Annotated in this window: 17 protein-coding genes; 8 read left to right on the top strand and 9 right to left on the bottom strand. The window is 72.5% G+C overall.

All coding sequences use genetic code 11. The features are described from left to right. Window positions 1-30: 30 nt before the first annotated feature. The gene (locus tag B0I31_RS34850) at window positions 31-2,571 is read left to right on the top strand and encodes a DUF4118 domain-containing protein (protein WP_245950655.1); all 2,541 of its coding nucleotides are present in this window, start codon (window positions 31-33) and stop codon (window positions 2,569-2,571) included. After that, entirely contained in the window at window positions 2,568-3,248 is a 681-nt protein-coding gene (locus B0I31_RS34845; protein ID WP_106619656.1) for a response regulator, read from the top strand. The genes B0I31_RS34850 and B0I31_RS34845 overlap by 4 nt, the downstream gene beginning before the upstream one ends. Here B0I31_RS34845 and B0I31_RS34840 read toward each other — a convergent pair whose 3' ends face one another. Beyond that, window positions 3,249-4,382, bottom strand: coding sequence for a hypothetical protein (locus tag B0I31_RS34840; RefSeq protein WP_106619655.1), 1,134 nt, complete (start codon window positions 4,380-4,382; stop codon window positions 3,249-3,251). Window positions 4,383-4,479: 97 nt separating this feature from the next. Here B0I31_RS34840 and B0I31_RS34835 point away from each other — a divergent pair, with 97 nt between their 5' ends. The 3 genes from B0I31_RS34835 to B0I31_RS34825 all read left to right on the top strand — a co-directional run bounded on the left by B0I31_RS34835 (window position 4,480) and on the right by B0I31_RS34825 (window position 8,444). Then, window positions 4,480-5,331, top strand: coding sequence for a fructosamine kinase family protein (locus B0I31_RS34835; protein WP_106619654.1), 852 nt, complete (start codon window positions 4,480-4,482; stop codon window positions 5,329-5,331). Between the two features lie 438 nt (window positions 5,332-5,769). Continuing rightward, complete coding sequence (locus B0I31_RS34830) at window positions 5,770-7,503, top strand: RICIN domain-containing protein (RefSeq protein ID WP_106619653.1); 1,734 nt, start codon at window positions 5,770-5,772, stop codon at window positions 7,501-7,503. 155 nt (window positions 7,504-7,658) lie between these two features. Beyond that, the gene (locus B0I31_RS34825; protein WP_146174065.1) at window positions 7,659-8,444 is read left to right on the top strand and encodes an endonuclease/exonuclease/phosphatase family protein; all 786 of its coding nucleotides are present in this window, start codon (window positions 7,659-7,661) and stop codon (window positions 8,442-8,444) included. 58 nt (window positions 8,445-8,502) lie between these two features. Here B0I31_RS34825 and B0I31_RS34820 read toward each other — a convergent pair whose 3' ends face one another. Beyond that, window positions 8,503-9,345, bottom strand: coding sequence for an oxidoreductase (locus B0I31_RS34820; RefSeq protein WP_106619688.1), 843 nt, complete (start codon window positions 9,343-9,345; stop codon window positions 8,503-8,505). An 87-nt stretch (window positions 9,346-9,432) separates the two neighbouring features. On the opposite strand from B0I31_RS34820, the gene B0I31_RS34815 reads away from it, so the two are divergent. Beyond that, on the top strand, window positions 9,433-10,329 hold the full coding sequence (locus tag B0I31_RS34815) for a LysR family transcriptional regulator (protein WP_106619651.1): 897 nt from the start codon (window positions 9,433-9,435) through the stop codon (window positions 10,327-10,329). A 58-nt stretch (window positions 10,330-10,387) separates the two neighbouring features. On the opposite strand, the gene B0I31_RS34810 is transcribed toward B0I31_RS34815, so the two are convergent. Then, complete coding sequence (locus B0I31_RS34810; RefSeq protein ID WP_146174064.1) at window positions 10,388-11,428, bottom strand: DUF6461 domain-containing protein; 1,041 nt, start codon at window positions 11,426-11,428, stop codon at window positions 10,388-10,390. Window positions 11,429-11,627: 199 nt separating this feature from the next. Here B0I31_RS34810 and B0I31_RS34805 point away from each other — a divergent pair, with 199 nt between their 5' ends. After that, a complete protein-coding gene (locus tag B0I31_RS34805; protein WP_106619649.1) occupies window positions 11,628-14,837 on the top strand; it encodes a S8 family serine peptidase in 3,210 nt (1,069 codons plus the stop codon). 21 nt (window positions 14,838-14,858) lie between these two features. Here B0I31_RS34805 and B0I31_RS34800 read toward each other — a convergent pair whose 3' ends face one another. From B0I31_RS34800 to B0I31_RS34780, 5 genes are all read right to left on the bottom strand, one after another. Beyond that, window positions 14,859-15,461, bottom strand: coding sequence for an HD domain-containing protein (locus B0I31_RS34800; protein WP_181320689.1), 603 nt, complete (start codon window positions 15,459-15,461; stop codon window positions 14,859-14,861). Window positions 15,462-15,500: 39 nt separating this feature from the next. Next, on the bottom strand, window positions 15,501-15,887 hold the full coding sequence (locus B0I31_RS34795) for a nuclear transport factor 2 family protein (RefSeq protein WP_106619647.1): 387 nt from the start codon (window positions 15,885-15,887) through the stop codon (window positions 15,501-15,503). Between the two features lie 22 nt (window positions 15,888-15,909). Beyond that, complete coding sequence (locus B0I31_RS34790) at window positions 15,910-17,925, bottom strand: NADPH-dependent 2,4-dienoyl-CoA reductase (RefSeq protein ID WP_106619646.1); 2,016 nt, start codon at window positions 17,923-17,925, stop codon at window positions 15,910-15,912. After that, on the bottom strand, window positions 17,922-18,467 hold the full coding sequence (locus tag B0I31_RS34785; protein ID WP_106619645.1) for a PadR family transcriptional regulator: 546 nt from the start codon (window positions 18,465-18,467) through the stop codon (window positions 17,922-17,924). Before B0I31_RS34785 ends, B0I31_RS34790 begins: the two co-directional genes overlap by 4 nt. Before the next feature lie 133 nt (window positions 18,468-18,600). Beyond that, the gene (locus B0I31_RS34780) at window positions 18,601-18,966 is read right to left on the bottom strand and encodes an SH3 domain-containing protein (protein WP_106619644.1); all 366 of its coding nucleotides are present in this window, start codon (window positions 18,964-18,966) and stop codon (window positions 18,601-18,603) included. Between the two features lie 212 nt (window positions 18,967-19,178). Here B0I31_RS34780 and B0I31_RS34775 point away from each other — a divergent pair, with 212 nt between their 5' ends. Beyond that, complete coding sequence (locus B0I31_RS34775; protein ID WP_245950654.1) at window positions 19,179-20,816, top strand: AfsR/SARP family transcriptional regulator; 1,638 nt, start codon at window positions 19,179-19,181, stop codon at window positions 20,814-20,816. A gap of 6 nt (window positions 20,817-20,822) precedes the next feature. Here B0I31_RS34775 and B0I31_RS34770 read toward each other — a convergent pair whose 3' ends face one another. After that, window positions 20,823-21,530: a TetR/AcrR family transcriptional regulator gene (locus B0I31_RS34770; RefSeq protein WP_106619643.1), complete on the bottom strand. Its 708-nt coding sequence runs from the start codon at window positions 21,528-21,530 to the stop codon at window positions 20,823-20,825. Between the last annotated feature and the right edge of the window lie 91 nt (window positions 21,531-21,621).

Here is a 21,621-nt window from a genome sequence, read left to right as displayed (position 1 = left end):
CGGTGGAACGGTCGCGCGCACACTGGGGCGGTGGAAGGCAAGCGCAAGCGGGGTGAGCTGAGGATCTACCTCGGCGCGGCGCCCGGTGTCGGCAAGACGTTCGCCATGCTCGGCGAAGCCCGCCGGCGTCGGGCCCGGGGCACGGACGTCGTGGTCGGCTTGGTCGAGACGCACGGCCGGGAGAACACCGCCGCCCTGCTCGACGGCTTGGAGCAGGTACCCCGCCGGGTCGACGGCGAGCTCGACGTCGACGCCCTGCTCGAACGCGAGCCCGAAGTCGCGGTCGTCGACGAGCTCGCGCACACCAACGCGACCGGCTCGCGCAACGCCAAGCGCTGGCAGGACGTCGAAGAGCTGCTGGACGCGGGCATCGACGTGCTGTCCACGGTCAACGTGCAGCACCTCGAATCACTCAACGACGTGGTCGAGCGCATCACCGGCGTCCGGCAGGGCGAGACGGTGCCCGACGAAGTCGTGCGGCGGGCCGAGCAGGTCGAGCTGGTCGACCTCACGCCGGAGGCGCTGCGCCGCCGCCTCGCGCACGGCAACGTCTACGCCGCGCACAAGATCGACGCGGCGCTGGGCAACTACTTCCGGGTCGGCAACCTCACCGCGTTGCGCGAACTGGCCCTGCTGTGGGTGGCCGACCAGGTCGACGTGGCGTTGCAGCGGTACCGCTCCGAGCAGAGCATCACCGACACCTGGGAGACCCGGGAACGGGTCGTGGTCGCGATCAGCGGCGGCCCGGAGAGCGAGACGCTGATCCGGCGGGCCCGGCGCATCGCGGCACGCGCGGGCGCCGAGCTGATGGTCGTGCACATCCTGCGCGGCGACGGGCTGGCCGGGGTGTCGCCGCAGCTGGTGGCCGGGCTCCGGCGGGTCACCGAGGACGTCGGCGCGACGTTCCACACCGTCGTCGGCGACGACGTGCCGACCGCTCTGCTGGACTTCGCCCGCGGCGTGAACGCCACCCAGCTCGTGCTCGGCACGTCCCGCCGGTCGCGGCTGGCCAGGGTGTTCGACGAGGGCATCGGCGCGGCGACCATCCAGGCGTCCGGGCCGATCGACGTGCACATGGTCACCCACGACGAGGCACGTCGCGGCCCGCGGTGGCGGTGGGGCGGCGTGCCCCGCGCCCGGACCCGCAAGCTGCTCGGATGGGCGCTGGCCGTGCTGCTGCCCGCGGTCGTGACGGTGATCGGGCTGGTGTGGAAGGACAGCCTGACCCTCTCGACCGACCTGGTCGGGTTCTTCCTGGCCACGGTGGTGGTCGCGCTGGTCGGCGGCTACGGGCCGGCGCTGGCGACCGCGTTCCTGGGCGCGGGCCTGCTGAACTTCTTCTTCACCGCGCCCTACTACAGCCTCGCCGTGGCGACCCCGGCGAACCTGGTCACGCTGGTCGCGATGGTGCTGGTGGCCGTGCTGGTCGCGGTGGTGGTGGACCGGGCGGCACGGCTGGCCGAGCAGGGCGCGCGGGCCCGCACCGAGGCCGCGCTGCTCGCCTCCTACGCGCGGACCGTGCTGACCAGCCCGTTCCCGCTGGCCCGGCTGCTGGAGAAGGTGCGGGAGAACTTCGGGCTGGAGTCGGTGGCGCTGCTGGAGCGGCGCGAGGGGGAGTGGGAACGGGTGGCGTGCGTCGGGCCGCGGCCGTGCGCCGAGCCGGACGACGCGGACGTGGACGTGCCCGTGACGGCGGACGTGCACCTGGCGTTGCGCGGTCGGGCGATACCGGCGGCCGACCAGCGGGCGCTGGAGGCGGCGGCCGGTCAGGCGCTGATGGCGTTGCGTCAGCAGCGGATGGCCGCCGAGACCGCCGAAGCGCAGCGGCGCGTGGAGACCACGGAGCTGCGCACCGCGTTGCTGTCCGCGGTCGGCCACGACCTGCGCACGCCGCTGACCTCCATCAAGGCCGCGATCGGCAGCCTGCGCGACGCGGACCTGCGACTGTCCGATGAGGACGTCTCCGAGCTGCTGGAGACCGTCGAGGTGTCCGCGGACCGGCTGACCGGCCTGGTCGACAACCTGCTCGACTCCTCCCGGCTGGCCACGGGCGCGGTCGTGCCGCAACTGCGTGCGGTGACGTACGACGAGGTGGTAGCGCGCGCTCTGGCCGGTATCGACGAACGCCGCACGGTGTCCGTGGACGTGGCCGAACACCTGCCGCCCGTGCTCGCCGACCTCGGCCTGCTGGAACGCGTCGTGGCCAACGTGATCGACAACGCCCTCCGGCACGGCAGGCTCACCCCGCGCCGCCTGGTGGACGTGGACGGCGACGGCCGGATCAAGGTCGACGAACCGGAGGTCGCGGTGCGCGCCAGCGCCTACGGCGACCGGGTCGAGCTGCGGGTGGTCGACCACGGGCAAGGGCTGCCGAAGAACACCGCCGACGCGGTGTTCGCCCCGTTCCAACGTCTCGGCGACCGTGACGCCGCACCCGGCATCGGCCTCGGGCTGAGCGTGGCGAAGGGGTTCGTGGACGCCATGGGCGGCACCATCACCGCCGAGGACACGCCCGGTGGCGGCCTGACGATCGTCGTCTCGTTCCCGATCGCCGCGGCGACGACGGCATGACCACCGTGCTGGTGGTGGACGACGACCCGCAGATCGTGCGCGCGCTGCGGATCACCCTGACCGCCCACGGCTACCGGGTGCTCACCGCCGCGGACGGCGCCTCGGCGCTGCGCGCGGCCGACGACCACCCCGACATGGTCGTGCTGGACCTCGGCCTGCCCGACCTGGACGGCCTCGACGTGATCACCGGCCTGCGCCGGGCCACCACGGCGCCGATCGTCGTGCTGTCCGGCAGGCTCGACTCGGCGGACAAGGTGCGCGCCCTGGACGCGGGCGCCGACGACTACGTCACCAAGCCGTTCGGCCTGGAGGAGTTCCTGGCCCGGCTGCGGGCGGCCGTGCGGCGGTCGACCGGGCGCCGGTCCGGAGCCGAAGAGCCGCTGGTGCGCGCCGCGTCGTTCACCGTCGACCTGACCGCGAAGAAGATCCACCGCGACGGGACGGGGGTGCACCTGACCCCGACCGAGTGGGGCCTGCTGGAGGTCCTGGTCCGGGCGGGTGGCGAGGTGCTCAGCCCGCGCCGGCTGCTCGCGGAGGTGTGGGGGCCGAACCACACGTCGGCCACCCACTACCTGCGCGTGTACCTGGTCCAGCTGCGCCGCAAGCTCGAACCGGACCCGGCCCACCCCCGGCACCTGGTCACCGAACCCGGCCGGGGCTACCGCTTCCAGCCGTGATCAGCGCCGCGGCGTGGTGGTGAGCAGGTTCCACTTCACGGCCTTGAGCGTGCCGTCGGCGGTGGTGCTCTCGCCGACGATCGTGCCCCGGTCGTTCAACGCGGCCGGCAGGCTGTGCGCGCCGCCCAGCGAACCCAGGTAGACCACCTTCCCGTTGCGCCACAGGAACGCGCGCGGCGCGTCGGGGTTGTCCGCCGACGTCCAGCCGACCACGTCACCGCGCTCGTTGATCGCGACCGCCTCGGACGGGCTGGGCACGCCCAGGTCGACCGGTTTGCCGCCGGCGGGCCACAGCACCGCCTTGCGGTCGCCGTTGAACTCCCTGGTCCAGCCGACGACGTCGCCGCGCTCGTTGAGCGCCTGCCGGTTGCCGGCCACTCCGCCGTCCGTGGACAGCACCGTGACGCCGGAGCCCTCCCAGCGCAGCGCCTGGGTGTCCTGGTTGCCGACGATCACACCGGCCTCGTTGATCGCCTCGATCCAGTACGTGCCGGAGCCGGGCACCTTGGCCAGCGGCTCGCACGTCGTGGTGTCCACGCAGCGGAACGCGTGGGCGTCGCCGTTGAACATGGGCAGCTTGTTGCCCACCACCACCCCGGCGTCGTTGATGTCGCTCAGCCACAGGTGCGGCCCGGTCAACGGCAGGGACGTGTGCTTGCCGTCCTGCCACAGGACCGCGCGCTCCTGGTGGTAGCCCGAGGACGAGCTGGGGAGCGTCATCGGCACCGAGCCGCGGTTGTTGATCGCCGACGCGATCACCCAGCCGGAGCCCGGCGAGATGTCGGTGACCTTGCCCGCGTGCCAGATCCGCGGCCGTTGGATGTACGGGCCGGTGGCGACGACGGACTCCTGGATCAGCACCTGGCCGCCCTGGTTGAGCCCGGACGGTATGCCGAGACCGAGGTCGGTGGCCCCGCCGCCGGGTGACCAGTGCACGGTGTGCGGTGCGCCGTTGCCGGACGTGAAGCCGATGACCTGGCCGAGGTCGTTGACCGCGACCGTGCGGTGCGTGGGGTAGCCGGGGAGACCGGGCAGCTCGGTGACGAGGACGCTCGCCTGCGCGGCGGGCGCGGTCACCAGCGGCAGGGCCACGGCCAGCGCGAAGACGGCCGCGGGCGTGCGTAACTTGGGCATGGTCGCTCCATTGCGAGATGTCCGCTGAATCGATCCGAACGGTAGTCTCGGCGGGTCGGCTCCGGCGTCGGCCGGACAGCGGAATCAGGGGGAACCGTTGACCGCGCGCGAGGTGTTGGCCCGGTTGGGCGAGAACGCCGAGGTCGCCCGGCTGACCGGTGGCGTGGTGAACACGGTGTGGCACATCCGCGGTCCCGGACGGGCGCACGTGCTGAAGACGGCCGAGCACGCGCCGCCGTCGCTGTTCCGGGTCGAGGCGGACGGTCTGGCCGTGCTGCGGCGGCACGGCCTGCGCACGCCCGACGTGCTCGACGTCGGCGCGGACTGGCTGCTGCTGGAGGCCCTGACGCCCCAGCCGCTCGAGACGGACGCGTTCTGGGAGAGCGCCGGACGCGCGATCGCCGCGCTGCACGACGTGCGCGGCCCGCGGTTCGGCTGGGACCACGACGGTTGGCTCGGCCTGCTGCCGCAGCGCAACACCTGGACCGACGACGGGCACGCGTTCTTCGTCGAGCACCGGCTCCTGCGCTACCTCGACGAGCCGAAGGCCGACGCCGTGCTGACGGCCGAGGACCGGGCCGCGCTGGAACGGCTGTGCGCGCGGCTGCCGGAGATCGTGCCCGCCGCGCCGCCCTCGTTGACCCACGGCGACCTGTGGCACAACAACGTGGTGTCCACGGCGGCGGGCGAGCCGGCGTTCATCGACCCGGCGGTGTCGTGGGCGTGGCCGGACGTCGACCTGAGCATGATGTTCTGCGGCACCGACTCACCGGCCCGGTTCTTCGACGCCTACCACGAGGTCCGCCCGCTGGACCGCGACTGGCGCGACCGGATGCCCGTGGTGTTCCTGCGGGAGGTGCTCAGCACGCTGGCGCACGAAGGCGACCGCTGGGGCTCGCTCGACTACTTCCGCGAGGTGCTGCGCCCGTTCCGCACCGCACTTCGGTGAGCGAACCCGGACCGGTGTCCGGGGCACGTCGACGGTTCGGTTCAGGTCGGTGGTGCGCCCACTTGTTCACAAGTGTGACCTGCGCCCGGACGATTTGTTCACGAGTATGACCCGACCGCATTTCCGCCGAAGTTCCCACGACGCGTAGATGATCGAATCTGATGGCTGTGACCTGCGCATTCGATTGATTCGACGCTCGCTCGTCGGAGTGTGGCTCCACTATCCGGCGTTGACCGGGTGCGGGGGACCTCATAACATCCGGCGGGATGGCGGTTTCGTGTTCGAATGGCGCGAGGACGCGCCTTGGTGATTCTTGTTCTCGCCGGGGTCGTATTCGAGCGCTCGCGAACGCGATCGGATCCCCGCAGTGTCCGCCGCGCACGAAAAGGGGTCCGGACGAACACATCTTCCCGACGCGCGTCCAGAAGTGGAGTGGTCATGGGTGCACCGGAGCAGCCTGTCGTCACGCGGTGGAAAAGACCGCCCGGCATCCGCCGGGGATTGATCGCGGCGGGCGCCGTGGCCGCGTTGGCGGTCACGCTCGCGGCGTGGCCGAACGTCGCGCCGGCGGACGCCGCCGTCAGCGCGGGGACGTACACGGTGAAGAACGGGGGCAGCGGGCAGTGCCTCGACGCGCCCAGCCCGACGAGCGGCGTGCAACTCCGGCAGGAGGCGTGCGCCGCCGGTGCCGACCAGGAGTGGACGCTGACCGCGGTCAGCGGCGGGTACCGGATCACGTCGGCGGCGGGCGGCCTGTGCGTCGGCGTCCGGGACGCGTCGACCAGCGCGGGCAAGCCGATCCAGTTGGAGACCTGCACCGGCGCGACCAGCCAGACGTGGGCGGTGACGGCCAGCGGCAGCAACTACCGCGTGGTCAACGCCAACGGCGGCAAGTGCATGAACATCCAGGACAACTCCACGTCGGCCGGCGCGTTGGTGCAGCAGAACTCCTGTGACAGCGCCGCCACCAAGCAGTGGACGTTCACCCCGGTGAGCGGCGGGCCGACCTCCACCACCACGAGCACCACCACCACTACGACGAGCACCACCACTACGACTACGACCACGACGACCACGAACCCGCCGAGCTCGGCGTTGTACGTGTCGCCGAACGGCACCGACAGCGCGGCGGGCACGGAGTCGGCACCGACGACGTTGACCTCGGCGATCAGCCGCATCACGCCCGGTGGGACGATCCTGATGCGCGGCGGCACGTACCGCTTCGCGCAGACCGTGACCATCCCGCAGGGCAACAACGGCACGTCGGGCGACCGCACGGAGCTGTTCGCCCACCCCGGCGAGACACCGGTGCTGAACTTCTCCGCGCAGACCGAGGACCCGGCCAACCGCGGCCTCGCCGTGAACGGCAACTACTGGCACGTCAAGGGCCTCGTGGTCGAGCGCGCCGGTGACAACGGCATCTTCGTCGGCGGCAGCAACAACATCTTCGAGCGCACGGTGACGCGCTTCAACCGCGACACGGGCCTGCAGCTGTCGCGGATGCTGTCCACCACGCCGAAGGACCAGTGGCCGGCCAACAACCTCATCCTGAGCGCCGAGTCCCACGACAACGCCGACTCCGACGGAGAGGACGCGGACGGGTTCGCCGCGAAGCTCACCTCCGGCCCGGGCAACGTGTTCCGGTACGCCGTCGCGCACAACAACATCGACGACGGCTGGGACCTCTACACCAAGACCGACACGGGCCCGATCGGGGCGGTGACCATCGAGGACTCGCTGGCCTACAAGAACGGCACGCTCAGCAACGGCGGCCAGGCGGGCAACGGCGACCGCAACGGCTACAAGCTCGGCGGCGAGGACATCGGCGTCAACCACGTCATCCGCCGCAACATCGCCTACGACAACGGCAAGCACGGCCTCACCTACAACCGCAACCTCGGCTCGATGACGATCTCGAACAACCTGAGCATCGACAACGACGAGCGCAACTACACGTTCGACGGCGGGTCGTCGGTGTTCCGCAACAACACCTCGTGCCGCAGCAGCAGCGGCACGAACGACCGCATCGTCGGCAACTCCGACACGTCGAACCAGTTCTGGACGGGCACGAACGGCTCCCGGTGCGCGTCCTACTCCGGTGCGCTGGCCTGGTCCTACGCGTCTGATGGGCGCCTCGTGGTGACCCTCGGTGGCAAGCTGGTCGCCCTGTAGACCGGCGGTGGGCGGGAACGGGCGTACGAGCTGATCTTCGACAGGCTCGTACGCCCGTCCTCTCGGGAGGGACTTACCGTTCGGGCAGGCGTCGAGGCGGTGAACTCTTGCCGAGCACTCTTCGGTTCCCGTGCGCCGGTCAGCACAATCGCGCTGTGATCCGACGTTCCGCCACCCGCCTGCGTGCTGTGCTGCTCGGCTGCCTGCTGGCCACCGGCCTGCTGTCGCCGGGCACCGCCGTGGCCACCCCCGCCGAGGCACGTCCGCCCTACTCGCTGCTGCACATGAACGTCTGCTCCAGCGGGTACGCCGGCTGCTACCCGAGGACCGAGTACCCGAAGATCGTGGACGAGGTGGTCGCCCGCGTCCAGGAGAACGACGTCAACGCGGTCACCCTCAACGAGGCGTGCAGCGGTGACGTGGCCGAGATCGCCGCGCGCACCGGGTACCACCACCGCTTCGCCACCGTCGTCTACCGCGGCGCCCCGCTGCCCTGCAAGTCGCCGGAAGGCCGCGGCGTGTTCGGCAACGCCGTGCTGACCAAGGAGGCGATTCGCACGTCGGAGGACGCGCCGTTCTCCGTGTTCAACGGTGTGGAGGAGCGGCGCTGGCTCTGCGTGACGACCGCTCGCCGGGTGGACGTGTGCACGACGCACCTGTCCACCGGCGGCGAGGCGCCGGGCACCGCCAACTCGGTCCAGTGCGCCGAGCTGACCGGGGTGCTGTCCCACCGCGGCCGGCCGACGATCTTCGCCGGTGACGTCAACCGGCGCGCGTCGTGCGCACCGGAGGGCCAGTGGACGTTGACCGACGCCGAGGCAACGCAGGCTCCCGGCATCCAGCACGCTTACGGCGACCTCGCCGCGCCGACGCTGGAGCTCGAGCCGACCACGTACACCGACCACGACGCGCTGGTGGTGCGGGCCGGTCTGCGCCGCTGACCACACGCCCGGGTCCGGCCCGGGCACCTTCACCCGAGGTGCCCGCGCCGGACAGTGCTCACTGGTCGAACTTGGTGTCCCGGGCGACCTTCTCCCAGTCGGCGATCTCCGCGCGCACGGCGTCGAGGTGGCCGAGGATCGTGTCCACCGAGTCGTCACCGAGCGGCAGCCGCAGCGGGGTCTTGTCGGCGGTCAGCGCGGTCCGGATGGCGGCGGCGGCCTTGGCAGGGTCTCCGGCCTGTCCGCCGTGCCCCGTCTTGACGAAGTCCCGGGTCTTGCCCGCGCTGCCCGCGTAGGCCGGGTTCTCCTCGCTGAAGTACGCCGCGCCCGCGCCGAACAGGTTGGTGCGGAACGCCCCGGGCTCGACCACGAGCACCTTGATGCCGAACTCCGCGACCTCGTCCGCCAGCGCCTCGGACAGCCCTTCGAGGGCGAACTTCGTGCCGCTGTACGCGCCGAACCCGGCGAACGACATCTGGCCGCCGACGCTGCTCAGGTTCACGATCGCGCCGCCGCGCCGGGCCCGCATCGACGGCAGCACCGCGCGGATCAGCGCGGCCGGGCCGAAGAAGTGCAGGTCGAACAGGTACCGCAGTTCGGCCTCGGTGGTCTCCTCGACCGCGCCGACCTGCGTGCGGCCCGCGTTGTTCACCAGCACGTCGATCCGGCCGTGCCGGGCCAGCACGTCCGCGACCACCTCGTCGATCCGTGCCGTGTCGGTCACGTCCAGCCGCACCGGGTCCACCTGGTCGGGGTGGCGCGCCACCAGGTCGGCCAGCGTCTCCGGGCGGCGGACGGCGGCGACCACGGTGTCGCCCGCGGCGATCGCGTCCTCGGCGATCGCCCGGCCGAAGCCGCTGTTCGCGCCGGTCACCAGCCACACCTTCGGGTTGTTCGTCAACTTCACTCCCCAGTCCGCGTTCTGCTGTGTCCACAGTGCCCGGTGGTCCGGGCGGCCGTCCAAGATCGGCTGTGATAGCCATTGGTTATGGACGTGCACGGACGCGACTTGAGCTACTTCGTCACCGTGGCCGAGGAACTGCACTTCACCCGGGCCGCCGAGCGGTTGTTCGTGTCGCAGCCCGCGTTGAGCAAGCAGATCCGGGTGCTGGAGCGGCAGATCGGCGCGCCGTTGTTCGAGCGGGACCGGCGCGAGGTGCGGCTGACCGAGGTCGGCGCCGCGCTGCTGCCGCACGCCGAGCGGATCGTGGCGGAGTGGGCACGGGCACGGGCGGCGGTCGAGTCGGCGAAGGCGGCGCAGCGGGCGACGCTGGTGGTCGGCATGAGCACCAGCCCGGGCCGCGGCCTGTTGCCCGCGCTGCGGTCCAGGCTGACCGCCGAGCACCCGGCCGCCAGGATCACGCTGCGCCAGGTCGGGTGGGGCGATCCGACGGTCGGCCTCGGCGACGGCTCGGCCGATGTCGGCTTCGTCTGGCTGCCGATCACCGACGCGGACCGGTACCGGTGGGTGGTGGTCGCGCGCGAGCCGCGCCTGGTCGCGCTGCCCGCGGGCCACCGGCTGGCGGGCCGCGACCACGTCGAGTTCGCCGAACTGCTGGACGAGCCGTTCCTCGCGCTGCCCGAATCGGCGGGCCAAGCGCGTGACTACTGGCTCGCGGTGGACGCGCGGGGCGGCCGGGATCCGATCATCGGCGGCGAGATCACCAGTGCCGAGGAGACGCACGAGGCGGTGGCGAACGGCGACGGCGTGGTGCTGCTGGCGGAGGGCAACGCGCCGCTGGTCGCCCGGGACGACGTGCTGGTCCGCCCGGTCACCGGCGTGGCGCCGTGCGAACTGGCGGTCGCCTGGCGTGCGGACGACACCCGTCCGCTGGTCGTCGGCTACGCCCGTGCCGCGGCGGACCTGGGTGCGGCCCGCGGTTGAACCTGCGGCAGGCCGGCTGTGTTCCTGTCGTCACGTGACAGCGGTCGAACGGCCCGCGTCAGGTCAGCCGCTGGACCCATCGCAGATCGACCTGGTGGGGATTGACCGCCCGGTCGGCCTGGATGGCGTTGTAGACGGCCCAACCCAGGGCCTCCGCCGGATCGGCCACCCGGCTGCCGTCGGTGGCCGCCACTGCGTGGGCACGGGCCACCGCCGCCCGCTCCGCGCCGTTCTCCGCGTGGCGGCGCCGCGACTCCGCCTGCAACCGCTCGACCGGGTCCGCCGGCAGGGCCTGCGGGAGGCACCGCTGCCACCGCAGGTGCAGCGCCTCCCGGTATTCCGCGTGGGCCCGCGCGAGCAGGTCCCCGTCTGGCACGACACCGTGCGCCTCGCACGCCCGTTCGGCGGCCCGGCGCGCCGCCTCGTGCGATGGTTCGAGGTCGGTGCCGTCGACCGACAGCCAATTGCGCGGGTTCGGGGGGCGGAAGCGCAGCGGGTCGACGATCACCGCCGCGGGCAGGTCACGGGTCGACCAGTCGGCGGGCACGCGCACACCGCTCAGCCGTTCCAGGAACGCCAACGCCTCCGCGCAGAACCGGTACGCGTGCGCGTCCTCGAACGTGAGCCCTTCGAGGTACGGCCGGATCGCGTCCGGCCGGTCACCGGACCTCGGCGCGCTGCCGATGAACTCGAACGCCGAGAGGACCCTGCCCTCCTGCGCCAGCATGAGGTTGCTGTCGAACTCGACGTTCCAGTACACGCTCGCCGCGACCGTCCCGACCGACAACTTCGCCACGACCTCGGCCCGGGCACAGTGGTAGCCGTTGTCCGCGGCCAGCAGTGTCCAGCCGTCGAGGTGGTCGGCGACCACGAGCGGCAGGTCGTCCGGGTACGCCGCGACCGACGTCTGCCCGGCGTCCGCGAGGGTCGCCGTCCGTCCGGATGGCGGCGCGTCGACACGGGTCAACGCCTCGGTCACGGACAGCCCGCGCACCACTGTCAGGCAGAACGCCTCAGACGGCAGCGAGCCGTCGTCGGCCAGGAGGGTGACGTAGTGGTCGACCGCATCGGGGCGCATGACGGGATCGGGTAACGACACACGATCACCTTAGGGCTCGTCGGCACGGCGGTCGGGGCGGATGACGGCCGATGAGGCCGGGGTGTGGGAACGGTTGGGCCGAGTGGGTATCGCAGCGCGGGTTGCGCGTCCCCGAAGCAACGTGGTGGCTCTCTGCGGTGTCCTAGTTACCGAGGGCAGTGGTGGTCGGTGAGGTACCGCCACGGTGAGGGGAGTCCACATGTCCCGCAGAACGAGGGCACCGCTGACGTTGGGGCTGTTCGCGGCGGCGGTGATGGTCGTCGCCGGCGTGCCGTCGACGGCCGAGCCGGGGGAGCGGGGTGAACGGGCCGGCGGTGCGCGCGCCGAGGGCACGGTCACGCTGGTGACCGGTGACGTGGTCACCGTCCGCGGCGACCGGGCACAGGTGCGGCCCGGTCGCGGTCGTGCCGACGTGCGGTTCGTGCAGCGGCTCGACGAGCACGGCGACCTGCACGTGCTGCCGACCGACGTGCTGGCCGACGTGCGGTCCGGTCGGCTGGACGAGCGGCTGTTCGACGTCACGGGCCTGATCCGGGCCGGCTACGACGACCGGTCGACCCGCGTCACGCCGCTGATCGTGACGTCGACCGGCCCGGCCGTGGCCGGTGAACCGCTGACCAGCATCGGCGGGTACTCGGTGAAGGTGCCGAAGGACACCGCGTTCTGGACGGGCGCTCGGGCCGCGGGCGTCGACAAGGTGTGGCTGGACGGTCCGGTACGGGCCACGCTCGACCGCAGCGTGCCGCAGGTCGGCGCGCCGCGGGCGTGGCAGGACGGGCACACCGGCGCCGGCGCCAAGGTCGCGGTCCTGGACACCGGCGTCGACCCGACGCACCCGGACCTCGCGGGCGCCGTGGTGGAGTCGCGCAACTTCACCGACAGCCCCGACACCGACGACCGGGTCGGCCACGGCACGCACGTCGCGGCCACCATCACCGGCGCCGGCCGCTACCAGGGCGTGGCGCCGGACAGCGCCGTGCTCAACGGCAAGGTCCTCGACGACCACGGCGGCGGCTACGAGTCGGACATCATCGCGGGCATGGAGTGGGCCGTGGCGGCGGGCGCCGACGTGGTCAACATGAGCCTGGGCAGCTCGATGCGCACGAACGGCACGGACCCGATGTCGCAGGCCGTCAACCGGCTCACCGGCACCGGCGGCGCGCTGTTCGTGGTCTCGGCGGGCAACAGCGGGCCGTTCGAGCAGACCATCGGCAGCCCCGCGGCGGCCGACCTGGCGCTCACCGTAGGCGCCGTGGACCGGTCCGACCGGCTGGCCGAGTTCTCCTCGCGCGGACCGCGCTGGGACGACGACGCGATCAAGCCGGACATCACCGCGCCGGGCGTGGACATCGTCGCGGCCAAGGCGAAGAACGGCCGCATCGGCACACCGGTCGGCGACGCGCACGTGGCGCTGTCCGGCACGTCGATGGCCTCGCCGCACGTGGCCGGAGCCGCGGCCATCCTCGCCGCGCAGCACCCGGACTGGACACCCGCGCAGCTCAAGAGCGCGCTCATGGCGAGCGCGAAGCCGAACGCCGACCTGACCGCGCACGAGCAGGGCGCGGGCCGGGTGGACGTGGCCGCCGCCGTGCAGCAGTCGCTGACCACCGAACCCGCGTCGCTGAGCCTGGGCGTGGCCCGGTGGCCGCACACCGACGACCAGCCGATCCAGGCGAAGATCGCCTACCGCAACACCGGCCCGGCGCCGGTGACCCTGACGCCGACCGCCGACCTGCGCGCCCCGAACGGCGACCCGGCACCCGCGGAGATGGTCGCGTTCTCACCGTCGTCGCTCACCGTGCCCGCCGGTGGTGAGGCCACCGTCCTGGTCACCGTCGACACCGCGCTCGACGGCCCCGAGGGCCGGTACATCGGTGCCGTCGTGGCCACCGGCGGCGCCACGCCGCTGCGCACGCCGATCGGCGTGACCAAGGAGGTCGAGAGCTACGACGTCAAGCTCACGTTCCTCGACCACGCCGGCGCGCCCACCCCGGACTACTTCTTCCGGCTCGTCGACATGGGCCACCGCAAGGCGTACGTGCGGCACGACCCGTCCGGCACGGTCGTCGTCCGCGTGCCCAAGGGCACGTTCTACGCCGACGCGTTCATCCAGACCCGGGCGACCGGGCAGCTGACCCAGGTGCTGGAGCCCAGCGTCACGATCACCGGTCCCGCCGAGTTCGTGTTCGACGCCCGCGCGGGCAAGCCGCTCGCCCTGTCGGTGGACGAACCGGACGCGGAGGCCGGGCACACCGAGGTGTTCTTCAGCCGGACGGCGTCGTGGGGCGAGACGGGCAGCGGGTTCATCGGGTTCCGGCCGGAGGACGTGCTGTTCGTGCCGTCGAAGACGTCCGCGCCGGGTGCGGCGGTGTTCGAGGTCGCCGGGCGGCTCGCCAAGCCGGACGGCAAGGGCACGTTCGTCGGCAGCCCGTACCAGTACTCGGTCGCCTGGCGGCACGACGGCGCGGTGCCCGACCGGCTCGACCGCGCGTTCCACCGCCGTGACCTGGTGAAGGTCAAGTCGCTGGTCGCCTCGGCCGGACCGGGCACGACCGGGTTCCGCGACCAGATGGCGGGCGGTCCGCTGCCACTGCGGATCACCGAGTACTACACGCCCGGCATCGGCTGGTACGGCGACTTCCTGCAGCTGCCCGAGCCGCAGGCGTTCCCGCCGCAGAGCAACCAGGCGACCGCGCTGCCGCGCACCTTCACCGCGGGCCGCACGGTCTCCGAGAAGTGGAACGCCGCCGTGTTCGGACCGGCCTTCCCGATGAGGAGCCGCGATCACGAGTGGGCGGGGCGGCTCGGCGACGAGGTCGTGATCTCGCTGCCGGTGTTCAGCGACCAGGACCCGAACCACTACGGGTTCTCCGACGTCACGGCCGCCAGGACCACGCTGCACCGCGACGGCGTGCTGCTCGCCGAGTCGCCCTACGACGGGTACGTGACGGGCGTCGTGCCCGCGGGCAAGGGCACCTACCGGCTGCACACCGAGGCGGAGCGGTCCGGCGTGGCCGAGCTGTCCACCCGGGTGGTGGCGGACTGGTCGTTCACCTCCGAGCACGTCGCGGGCGAGGACCCGGCGGCCCTGCCGCTGCTCGCGGTGCGGTTCGCGCCGTCGCTGGACGCCGAGAACCGGACGGCGGCGGGACGGTCGTTCACGATCCCGGTGTACGTGCAGCGCAACGGCGTGACCGGTGCCCGGGGCGTGGCCAAGCCCGCCGTGCAGGTGTCGTTCGACGACGGCGCGACGTGGCGGCCCGCGCCGCTGGTCAAGGTCGGTGAGCGCTGGCTGGCGGCGGTCGCGCACCCGGCCGGGGCGAAGTTCGTCTCGCTCAAGGCGCAGGCGCGTGACGCCGCGGGCAACGCGGTCGACCAGACGATCATCCGGGCTTACGGCCTGAGGTGATCGAACCCCGGACGCGCCCGGTCACCGGCCGGGCGCGTCCAACGGGTTGTTCGTCAGCCGCTGCGCCCAGCCGTCGCGCATCAACGCGGCGGCGGCGCAGCGCGGTTTGCGCTCGGCCTGGTCCTCGGCGCGGCTCAGGAACGCGTCGGCGAACCCCAGCCGCGGGTACCGGGTCAGCACGTCGTCCTTGACCTGGTCGGGGAACCGGTCGAGCCCGCGTCCCGACACGTCGGCGCTGACCGCGACCTGCAACAGGTGGCTCTCCGGGTCGTCCTCGGCCGGCACGTCGTCGCGCATGTGCAGCACGACGACCTCCGCCAGCCGGTCGCGCCGCACCCGTCCCCACCCGGCACCGGCCGCGAACACCCACGCCACGTGCCCGCCCGCCTCCTCGAACGGCAGGGCGTGGTTGTCGAACGCCGGGGTGAGCGCGAGGTCGTGCAGGAGCGCGGCGACGTACAGCAGCTCACCGTCGTAGGCGATGTCCGTGAGGGAGGCGTACGCGGCGGCCCACGAGTAGGCGCGCAACGAGTGGTTCAGCAGCCAGGGCTCGGCGTACTCGTGGCACACCTCCAGCGCGGCGGCGGAGGTCTTCGAGTCGGGCCGGGTGAAGATGAAGTCCACGTCGTGCAGCCTAGTGCCGCGACCGGCGGCGCCAGGGCGCTACGACACCGCGCCGTCTGCCATCAGGCCCGCCAGGATCGCCTCACCGACCGCGGTGAGCGCCGACTGGGGCCGGATCATCACGGTGAACGTGCCGATCCGGCCGTCCTCGTCCAGCTCGATCAGGTCGATGCCCTCGACCTGCCTGCCGCTCACCACGGTGCGGAAGTGCAGCACGTGGCCGTTCGGCCCGTCGTACTGGCCGACGTAGCGGAAGTCCTCGAACGTCCGCTGCAACACGCGGAACAGGGCGCGCACGGCGTCGATACCCTCGAACGGCTGAAACTTCACCGGGCTGTGCAGGGTGATGTCGTCGCTGAAGAACTCCGTCGCGCCGACGATGTCGCCCGCCTCGACGGCCGCCTTGAACCGCAGGGCCGCGTTCATCCGTGCCTCCTGGTCGAATCCGTCAGATGGTGGCCGCGAGCCGCGTGCCCTGGTCGATGGCGCGTTTGGCGTCGAGCTCCGCGGCCACGTCCGCGCCGCCGATGACGTGCGTGACGACGCCGCGCCCGGCGAGCTCGTCCACGAGGTCGCGCACCGACTCCTGGCCCGCGCACACCACCACCGTGTCGACGTCCAGCACCTGCGGCCGCTCGCGGTGGGGCCCGAACGTGATGTGCAGGCCCGCGTCGTCGATCCGCTCGTAGTTCACGCCGGTCACCTGCTCGACGCCCTTGGCCGCCAGCGCCGCCCGGTGCACCCAGCCGGTGGTCTTGCCCAGGCCCTTGCCGATCCGGGACGCCTTGCGCTGCACCAGGTACACCTGCCGCGCGGGCTTGGCGGGCTTCGGCGCGGTGACACCGCCGCGCACCAGCTCGGGATCCGTGACGCCCCACTCGGCACGCCACTCGGCCACGTCGAGCGCGGGGGAGGAGGCGTGGGTGAGGAACTCGGTGACGTCCACCCCGATGCCGCCCGCGCCGATCACGGCGACCCGGTCACCGACCGGCGCGCCGTGCCGCACGACGTCCACATAGGACAGCGCACGCTCCACGCCCGGGATGGCGGGCACGCGTGGCGTGACGCCGGTGGCGATGACGACCTCGTCGAAGTCGGCCACGTCGTCGGCGGTGACCCGGGTGCCGAGGTGCAGCTCCACCCCGGTCAGCTCGATCCGCCGCCGGTAGTAGCGGATCGTCTCGGCGAACTCCTCCTTGCCCGGGATGCGGCGGGCGATGGCGAACTGGCCGCCGATGTCGTCGTCGGCCTCGAACAGCTCCACCGCGTGCCCGCGCTCGGCCAGCGCGGTCGCCGCCGCCAGTCCCGCCGGACCGGCGCCGACCACCGCGACCCGCTTGGCGCGACGGGTCGGGAGCAGGCGCAACGTGATCTCGTTGCCCGCGCGCGGGTTGACCATGCACGAGGCCTTCTTCAACGAGAACGTGTGGTCCAGGCACGCCTGGTTGCACGCGATGCACGTGTTGATCTCGTCCGCCCGGCCGGTCTCGGCCTTGCGCACCCAGTCCGGGTCGGCCAGGAACGGGCGCGCCATGGACACCATGTCCGCGTCACCGCGCGCCAGCACCTCCTCGGCGACCTCCGGCATGTTGATCCGGTTCGAGGTGACCACCGGGATGCCGACGTGCGGGCGCAGCTTGGCGGTGACGTCGGTGAACGCCGCGCGCGGCACGGACGTGACGATCGTCGGTACCCGTGCCTCGTGCCACCCGATGCCGGTGTTGACGATCGTCGCGCCGGCCGCCTCGACCTCCTGGCCGAGCGCGACCACCTCGTCCCACGTCTGGCCGTCCTCGACCAGGTCGATCATCGACAGCCGGTAGATGATGATGAAGTCCGGGCCCGCGGCCTCGCGGCACCGGCGCACGATCTCGACCGCGATCCGCCGCCGGTTCTCCGGGCTGCCACCCCAGCGGTCGGTGCGCTTGTTCGTGCGCGGCGCCAGGAACTGGTTGATGAAGTAGCCCTCGGAGCCCATGATCTCGATGCCGTCGTAGCCCGCTTCACGGGCCAGCGCCGTGGCGCGGGCGAACGCGTCGATCTGGGCGCGCACGCCCCGGTCCGACAGCGCGCGGGGGCGGAACTTGCTGATCGGGGACTTGAGCGCGGACGCGGACACGCTCAACGGGTGGTAGGCGTACCGGCCCGCGTGCAGCAGCTGGAGGGCGATCTTGCCGTCGTGCTCGTGCACGGCCCGCGTGATGACGCGGTGGTTGCGCGCCTCGCGGTGCGTGGTGAGCTTGGACGAGAACGGGTAGAGCCAGCCGGTCCGGTTGGGCGCGAAACCGCCGGTGACGATGAGGCCGACACCGCCGCGCGCCCGTTCGGCGAAGTAGGCGGCCAGCGTGTCGAAGTCCTTGGCGCGGTCCTCGTTGCCGGTGTGCATGGAGCCCATGAGGACCCGGTTGCGCAGGGTCGTGAAGCCCAGGTCCAGGGGCTTGAGCAGGGTGGGGTAGGCGGTCATCGCCGGTCGTCCTCTCGCATCGCGGCCAGCACCTCGTCGCACCACTCGACCAGCGCCCGCTCGGCCCGGACGCCGCCGCGCAGGACCAGGTACTGGTGCAGCCGCCGGCCGGACAGGGCCGACGGGTCCGGGAAGTCCTTCTTCTCGATGGCGAGGTAGACGTCGAGGCGTTCGGCGTGCAGGTCGCGGTGCCGGGCGATCTCGCCGGTCAGCGCGGCGGCGTCACCCAGCGACGCGCCGCGGATCTTCACCGACAGGTCGTGCCGGAGGGTCTCCGGCTCGCTCGGCGAGGCCAGCCAGCGGGCCAGCTCAGCCCGGCCCGCGTCGGCGACCTCGTAGACCTTCTTGTCCGGGCGGCCGTCCTGGGCGACCTCGTGGCGCGACACCCAGCCCAGCTCCACCATGCGCTTGAGCGTGCGGTAGATCTGCTGGTGGGTGGCGGCCCAGAAGAAGCCGATGGACTTCTCGAACCGCTGGGCCAACTCGTAGCCCGAGCCCGAGCGCTCGTCCAGCGACACGAGGATCGCGTGCTCCAACGCCATGCCGGTGACCGTAGCTGTGCAACGGGGTGCAGTGCAACTAGTTGCATAGTGACATGCGGCGGACTCCTGGCGGCGGGCGCTCCGCGTCCGGCCCGATCCGCCAGGAGTCCGTCCTACCGCGAGGACCCGGGCGTCACATGTCCGCGACGCACGTGCTCGCCACGTAGCCGTCGATCCCGACGTCACCGCGGAAGTCGATCGGGATCCAGCCGTTGGCGTTGCTGGAGCCGCACGCGGAGTAGCGTCCACCGGTTTCCACCGGGTAGCAGGACAGCTTGTCGTCCCGGTACACGGTCTTGAGGACGTCGTAGTTGGTGCCCTTGCCTGCCCGCACGTTCAACCTGTCGGTGGTGACCCGCACGTAGTCGTAGTCGGCGCAGGTGGCCGCGGGCAGCGGTGCGTGCCGGTCGGACGCCGGTTCCGCGCCGGCGACGCCTCCGAACGTCACGCAGCCGAACAGCGCCGCCCCGATGGCGATCACGGACTTCACCTTGTTCATGGTTACCGCCTTGTTCGATGACTGGTGGGCCCGGCGGGGGACCTGGGCGCGGGCAGGCCACGGCGTCGGTGTTGCCGAACGTGGTGGTCGCCGCCCCGTTGCCCACGATGGGGCACCCATGGTGTGAACCTCTTGCAGAGTTCCTGCATCGCGCTGGTGGAGCGGCTATTCCTGGTGTCGGGGGAAGTCTCGGCGCACGGGGGGTGAGCGGAGTGGCGGTCGTGCTGCGTCTGCTGGGGGAGGTGGCCGCCGAGGTCGACGGGCGGCCGGTGGACCTGGGCGCGCCCAGGCAGCGGTGCGTGCTGGCCGCGCTGGCGGTCGACGCCGGTCGGGCGGTGCCGGTGGACCGGCTGGTCGAGCGGGTCTGGGGCACCGAGGTGGCCCGGCGGGCGCGGGCCACGTTGCACAGCTACATCTCACGGCTGCGCCGGGCGCTGGCCGACGCGGACGGGCTGGCGATCGTGCACCGGTCGGGCGGCTACGCCCTGGTGGCCGACGCGGTCGAGCGGGTGGTGGACGTGCACCGGTTCCGCCACCTGTGCGCCCGTGCCGGTGACGACGGCGCGGTGGTGGCGTTGACCGAGGCGTTGGCGCTGTGGCGCGGTGAGGCGTTCACCGGTCTGGCGGGGGAGTGGGTGCTGGCCGAACGCGACCGGCTGCGGCAGGAGCGGCTGGCCGCCGAGCACGACCTCGTGGACGCCCGGTTGCGTGCCGGGCAGGGCGCGGAGCTGGTGGCCGAGCTGTCCGCGCGGGCGGCGCGGCACCCGCTGGACGAACGCGTGCAGGGTCAGTACCTGCTGGCCCTGCACCGGGCCGGGCGCACCCCGGACGCCCTGGCGCACTACCGGCAGGTCCGCACCCGCCTGGTCGGGGAACTGGGCACCGAACCCGGCACCGCGCTGCGCGAGCTGCACCGGCGGGTCCTGGCCGGCGACACCGCCCTGACCGCGCCGACCGCCTCGGCGGGACCCGCGGTGCCGCGCCAACTGCCCGCCGCGCCGCTGCCGTTCGTCGGCCGCCGTGACGAACTGGACCGCCTCGACGCCATGAGCACGGCCGCCACGGTGGGCATCGCCGCGATCGTCGGTTCCGGCGGCATCGGCAAGACCTGGTTGGCGCTGCACTGGGCCCACCGGCACCTCGACCGGTTCCCCGATGGCCAGCTGTTCGTGGACCTCGGCGGCGCCGGAGGGGCGCCCATGGAGCCGGTGGTGGCGGTGCGCGGGTTCCTCGACGCGCTCGGCGTCGCCGCCGACCGGCGGCCGACCGACCCGCACGCCCAGACGGCTCTGTTCCGCACCCTGGTCGCGCGCAGACGGGTGCTGCTGGTGCTCGACAACGCCGCCGCCACCGCCCAGGTCGTGCCGCTGCTGCCCGGCGGCCGGACCTGCGCGGTGGTCGTGACCAGCCGCGACAGCCTGCCCGGGCTGATCATCGGGCACGGCGCCCGGCACGTGCCGCTGGACGTGCTGTCGGCCGCCGACGCCCGCGCGTTCCTGACCGAGCGCCTCGGCGCCGTCCGGGTGCGGGAGGAGCCGGCGGCGGTCGAGGAGCTGGTGGAGCTGTGCGGCGGGTTCCCCCTGGCCCTGGGCATCACGGCGGGGCACGCCTGCACCCGCCCGAGCCTGCCGCTGAGCGCGCTGGCCGCCGAACTGCGCGAACTCGGGCCGACCGAGCTGGAGGGCCACGATGCCGCGGCCGGCGCGCACACCGTCCTGACCTGGTCGCACCGCAGGCTCACCCGGGCGGAAGCCCGCCTGTGCGCGTTGCCCGCCCTGGCCCGTCCCGCACCGGACTTCCGCTCCCGGACACCGGGGCGCTGCGGCGCGACCCGGAACAGGTACCGCTGACGCCGGTCAGCGCGCCGCGCCGGAGTCGCGTGCCCGCATCAGCACTTCGAGCCCGTCCAGGATCCGGTTCAGGCCGAACTCCCAGCCGTTGTCCCGCGGCGCGCCGTTGGTCGACTGCGCCGCCTCGTGCAGCGCCGGGAAGCGGTCGCGGTGCTCGTGCAGGATCGTCCGGAGTTGCTTCTGCGCCGTCCACGGCTGCGTGCCCGCGGTCGCGACCGACTGAGTGTTGCGGATGTGCCCGCTGAGCAGGAACACCGCGTCCATCCGCTCACCGCCGTCCAAGCCGGTGCCCTCGAGCACGGCCACCGCGGACTCCGTCCAGCCGACTTCACGCGGACCGGTCACGCGCTCGCCCGTGGTCGCGGCGGGCAGCCACGGGTGGCGCTGCCACGTCTCCCGCATCAGGTCGGCCCACCGGACCAGCCTGGGCCGCCACCCGCCCGGCACCGCGCGCAGGTCGGGCGGCTCGCCGACCGCCGACTCGATCATCACCGCGACCAGCTCCGCCTTGCTCGCCACGTGCCGGTACAGCGCCATCTTCGTGACGTCCAACCGGCCCGCGACCTGCTGCATCGAGACCGATGCCATGCCTTCCGCGTCGGCCACCTCGATCGCCGCGGCGGCGATGCGGTCGACGGTGAGCGCGAGCCTGGCCGGCCGTGCGGGCTTCTCCCGCGAACCCCACAGCAAGTCCGCCCGGTCCTCGCTCGCCATCCGCTCACCGCTTCCGAAATCGGGGGTTGCTCGTGTTGTGGATCTGTGTCTATCGTACACCCAGTGTCCGACGGACACACAAGTATCCGCA

It is taken from the genome of Saccharothrix carnea, assembly GCF_003014735.1.
GTDB lineage: Bacteria > Actinomycetota > Actinomycetes > Mycobacteriales > Pseudonocardiaceae > Actinosynnema > Actinosynnema carneum.
The sequence above is the reverse complement of the archived record's forward strand: the minus strand, read 5'-3'. Positions and strand labels throughout refer to the sequence as shown.

What these genes read in the sequence shown, in the direction of transcription:
- B0I31_RS34815 (WP_106619651.1), top strand. Translation starts at nt 9,433, where the DNA reads ATGGACGTGCACGGACGCGACTTGAGCTACTTCGTCACCGTGGCCGAG.
- B0I31_RS34805 (WP_106619649.1), top strand. Translation starts at nt 11,628, where the DNA reads ATGTCCCGCAGAACGAGGGCACCGCTGACGTTGGGGCTGTTCGCGGCG.
- B0I31_RS34840 (WP_106619655.1), bottom strand. Translation starts at nt 4,382, where the DNA reads ATGCCCAAGTTACGCACGCCCGCGGCCGTCTTCGCGCTGGCCGTGGCC.
- B0I31_RS34780 (WP_106619644.1), bottom strand. Translation starts at nt 18,966, where the DNA reads ATGAACAAGGTGAAGTCCGTGATCGCCATCGGGGCGGCGCTGTTCGGC.
- B0I31_RS34785 (WP_106619645.1), bottom strand. Translation starts at nt 18,467, where the DNA reads ATGGCGTTGGAGCACGCGATCCTCGTGTCGCTGGACGAGCGCTCGGGC.
- B0I31_RS34770 (WP_106619643.1), bottom strand. Translation starts at nt 21,530, where the DNA reads ATGGCGAGCGAGGACCGGGCGGACTTGCTGTGGGGTTCGCGGGAGAAG.
- B0I31_RS34830 (WP_106619653.1), top strand. Translation starts at nt 5,770, where the DNA reads ATGGGTGCACCGGAGCAGCCTGTCGTCACGCGGTGGAAAAGACCGCCC.
- B0I31_RS34790 (WP_106619646.1), bottom strand. Translation starts at nt 17,925, where the DNA reads ATGACCGCCTACCCCACCCTGCTCAAGCCCCTGGACCTGGGCTTCACG.
- B0I31_RS34795 (WP_106619647.1), bottom strand. Translation starts at nt 15,887, where the DNA reads ATGAACGCGGCCCTGCGGTTCAAGGCGGCCGTCGAGGCGGGCGACATC.
- B0I31_RS34845 (WP_106619656.1), top strand. Translation starts at nt 2,568, where the DNA reads ATGACCACCGTGCTGGTGGTGGACGACGACCCGCAGATCGTGCGCGCG.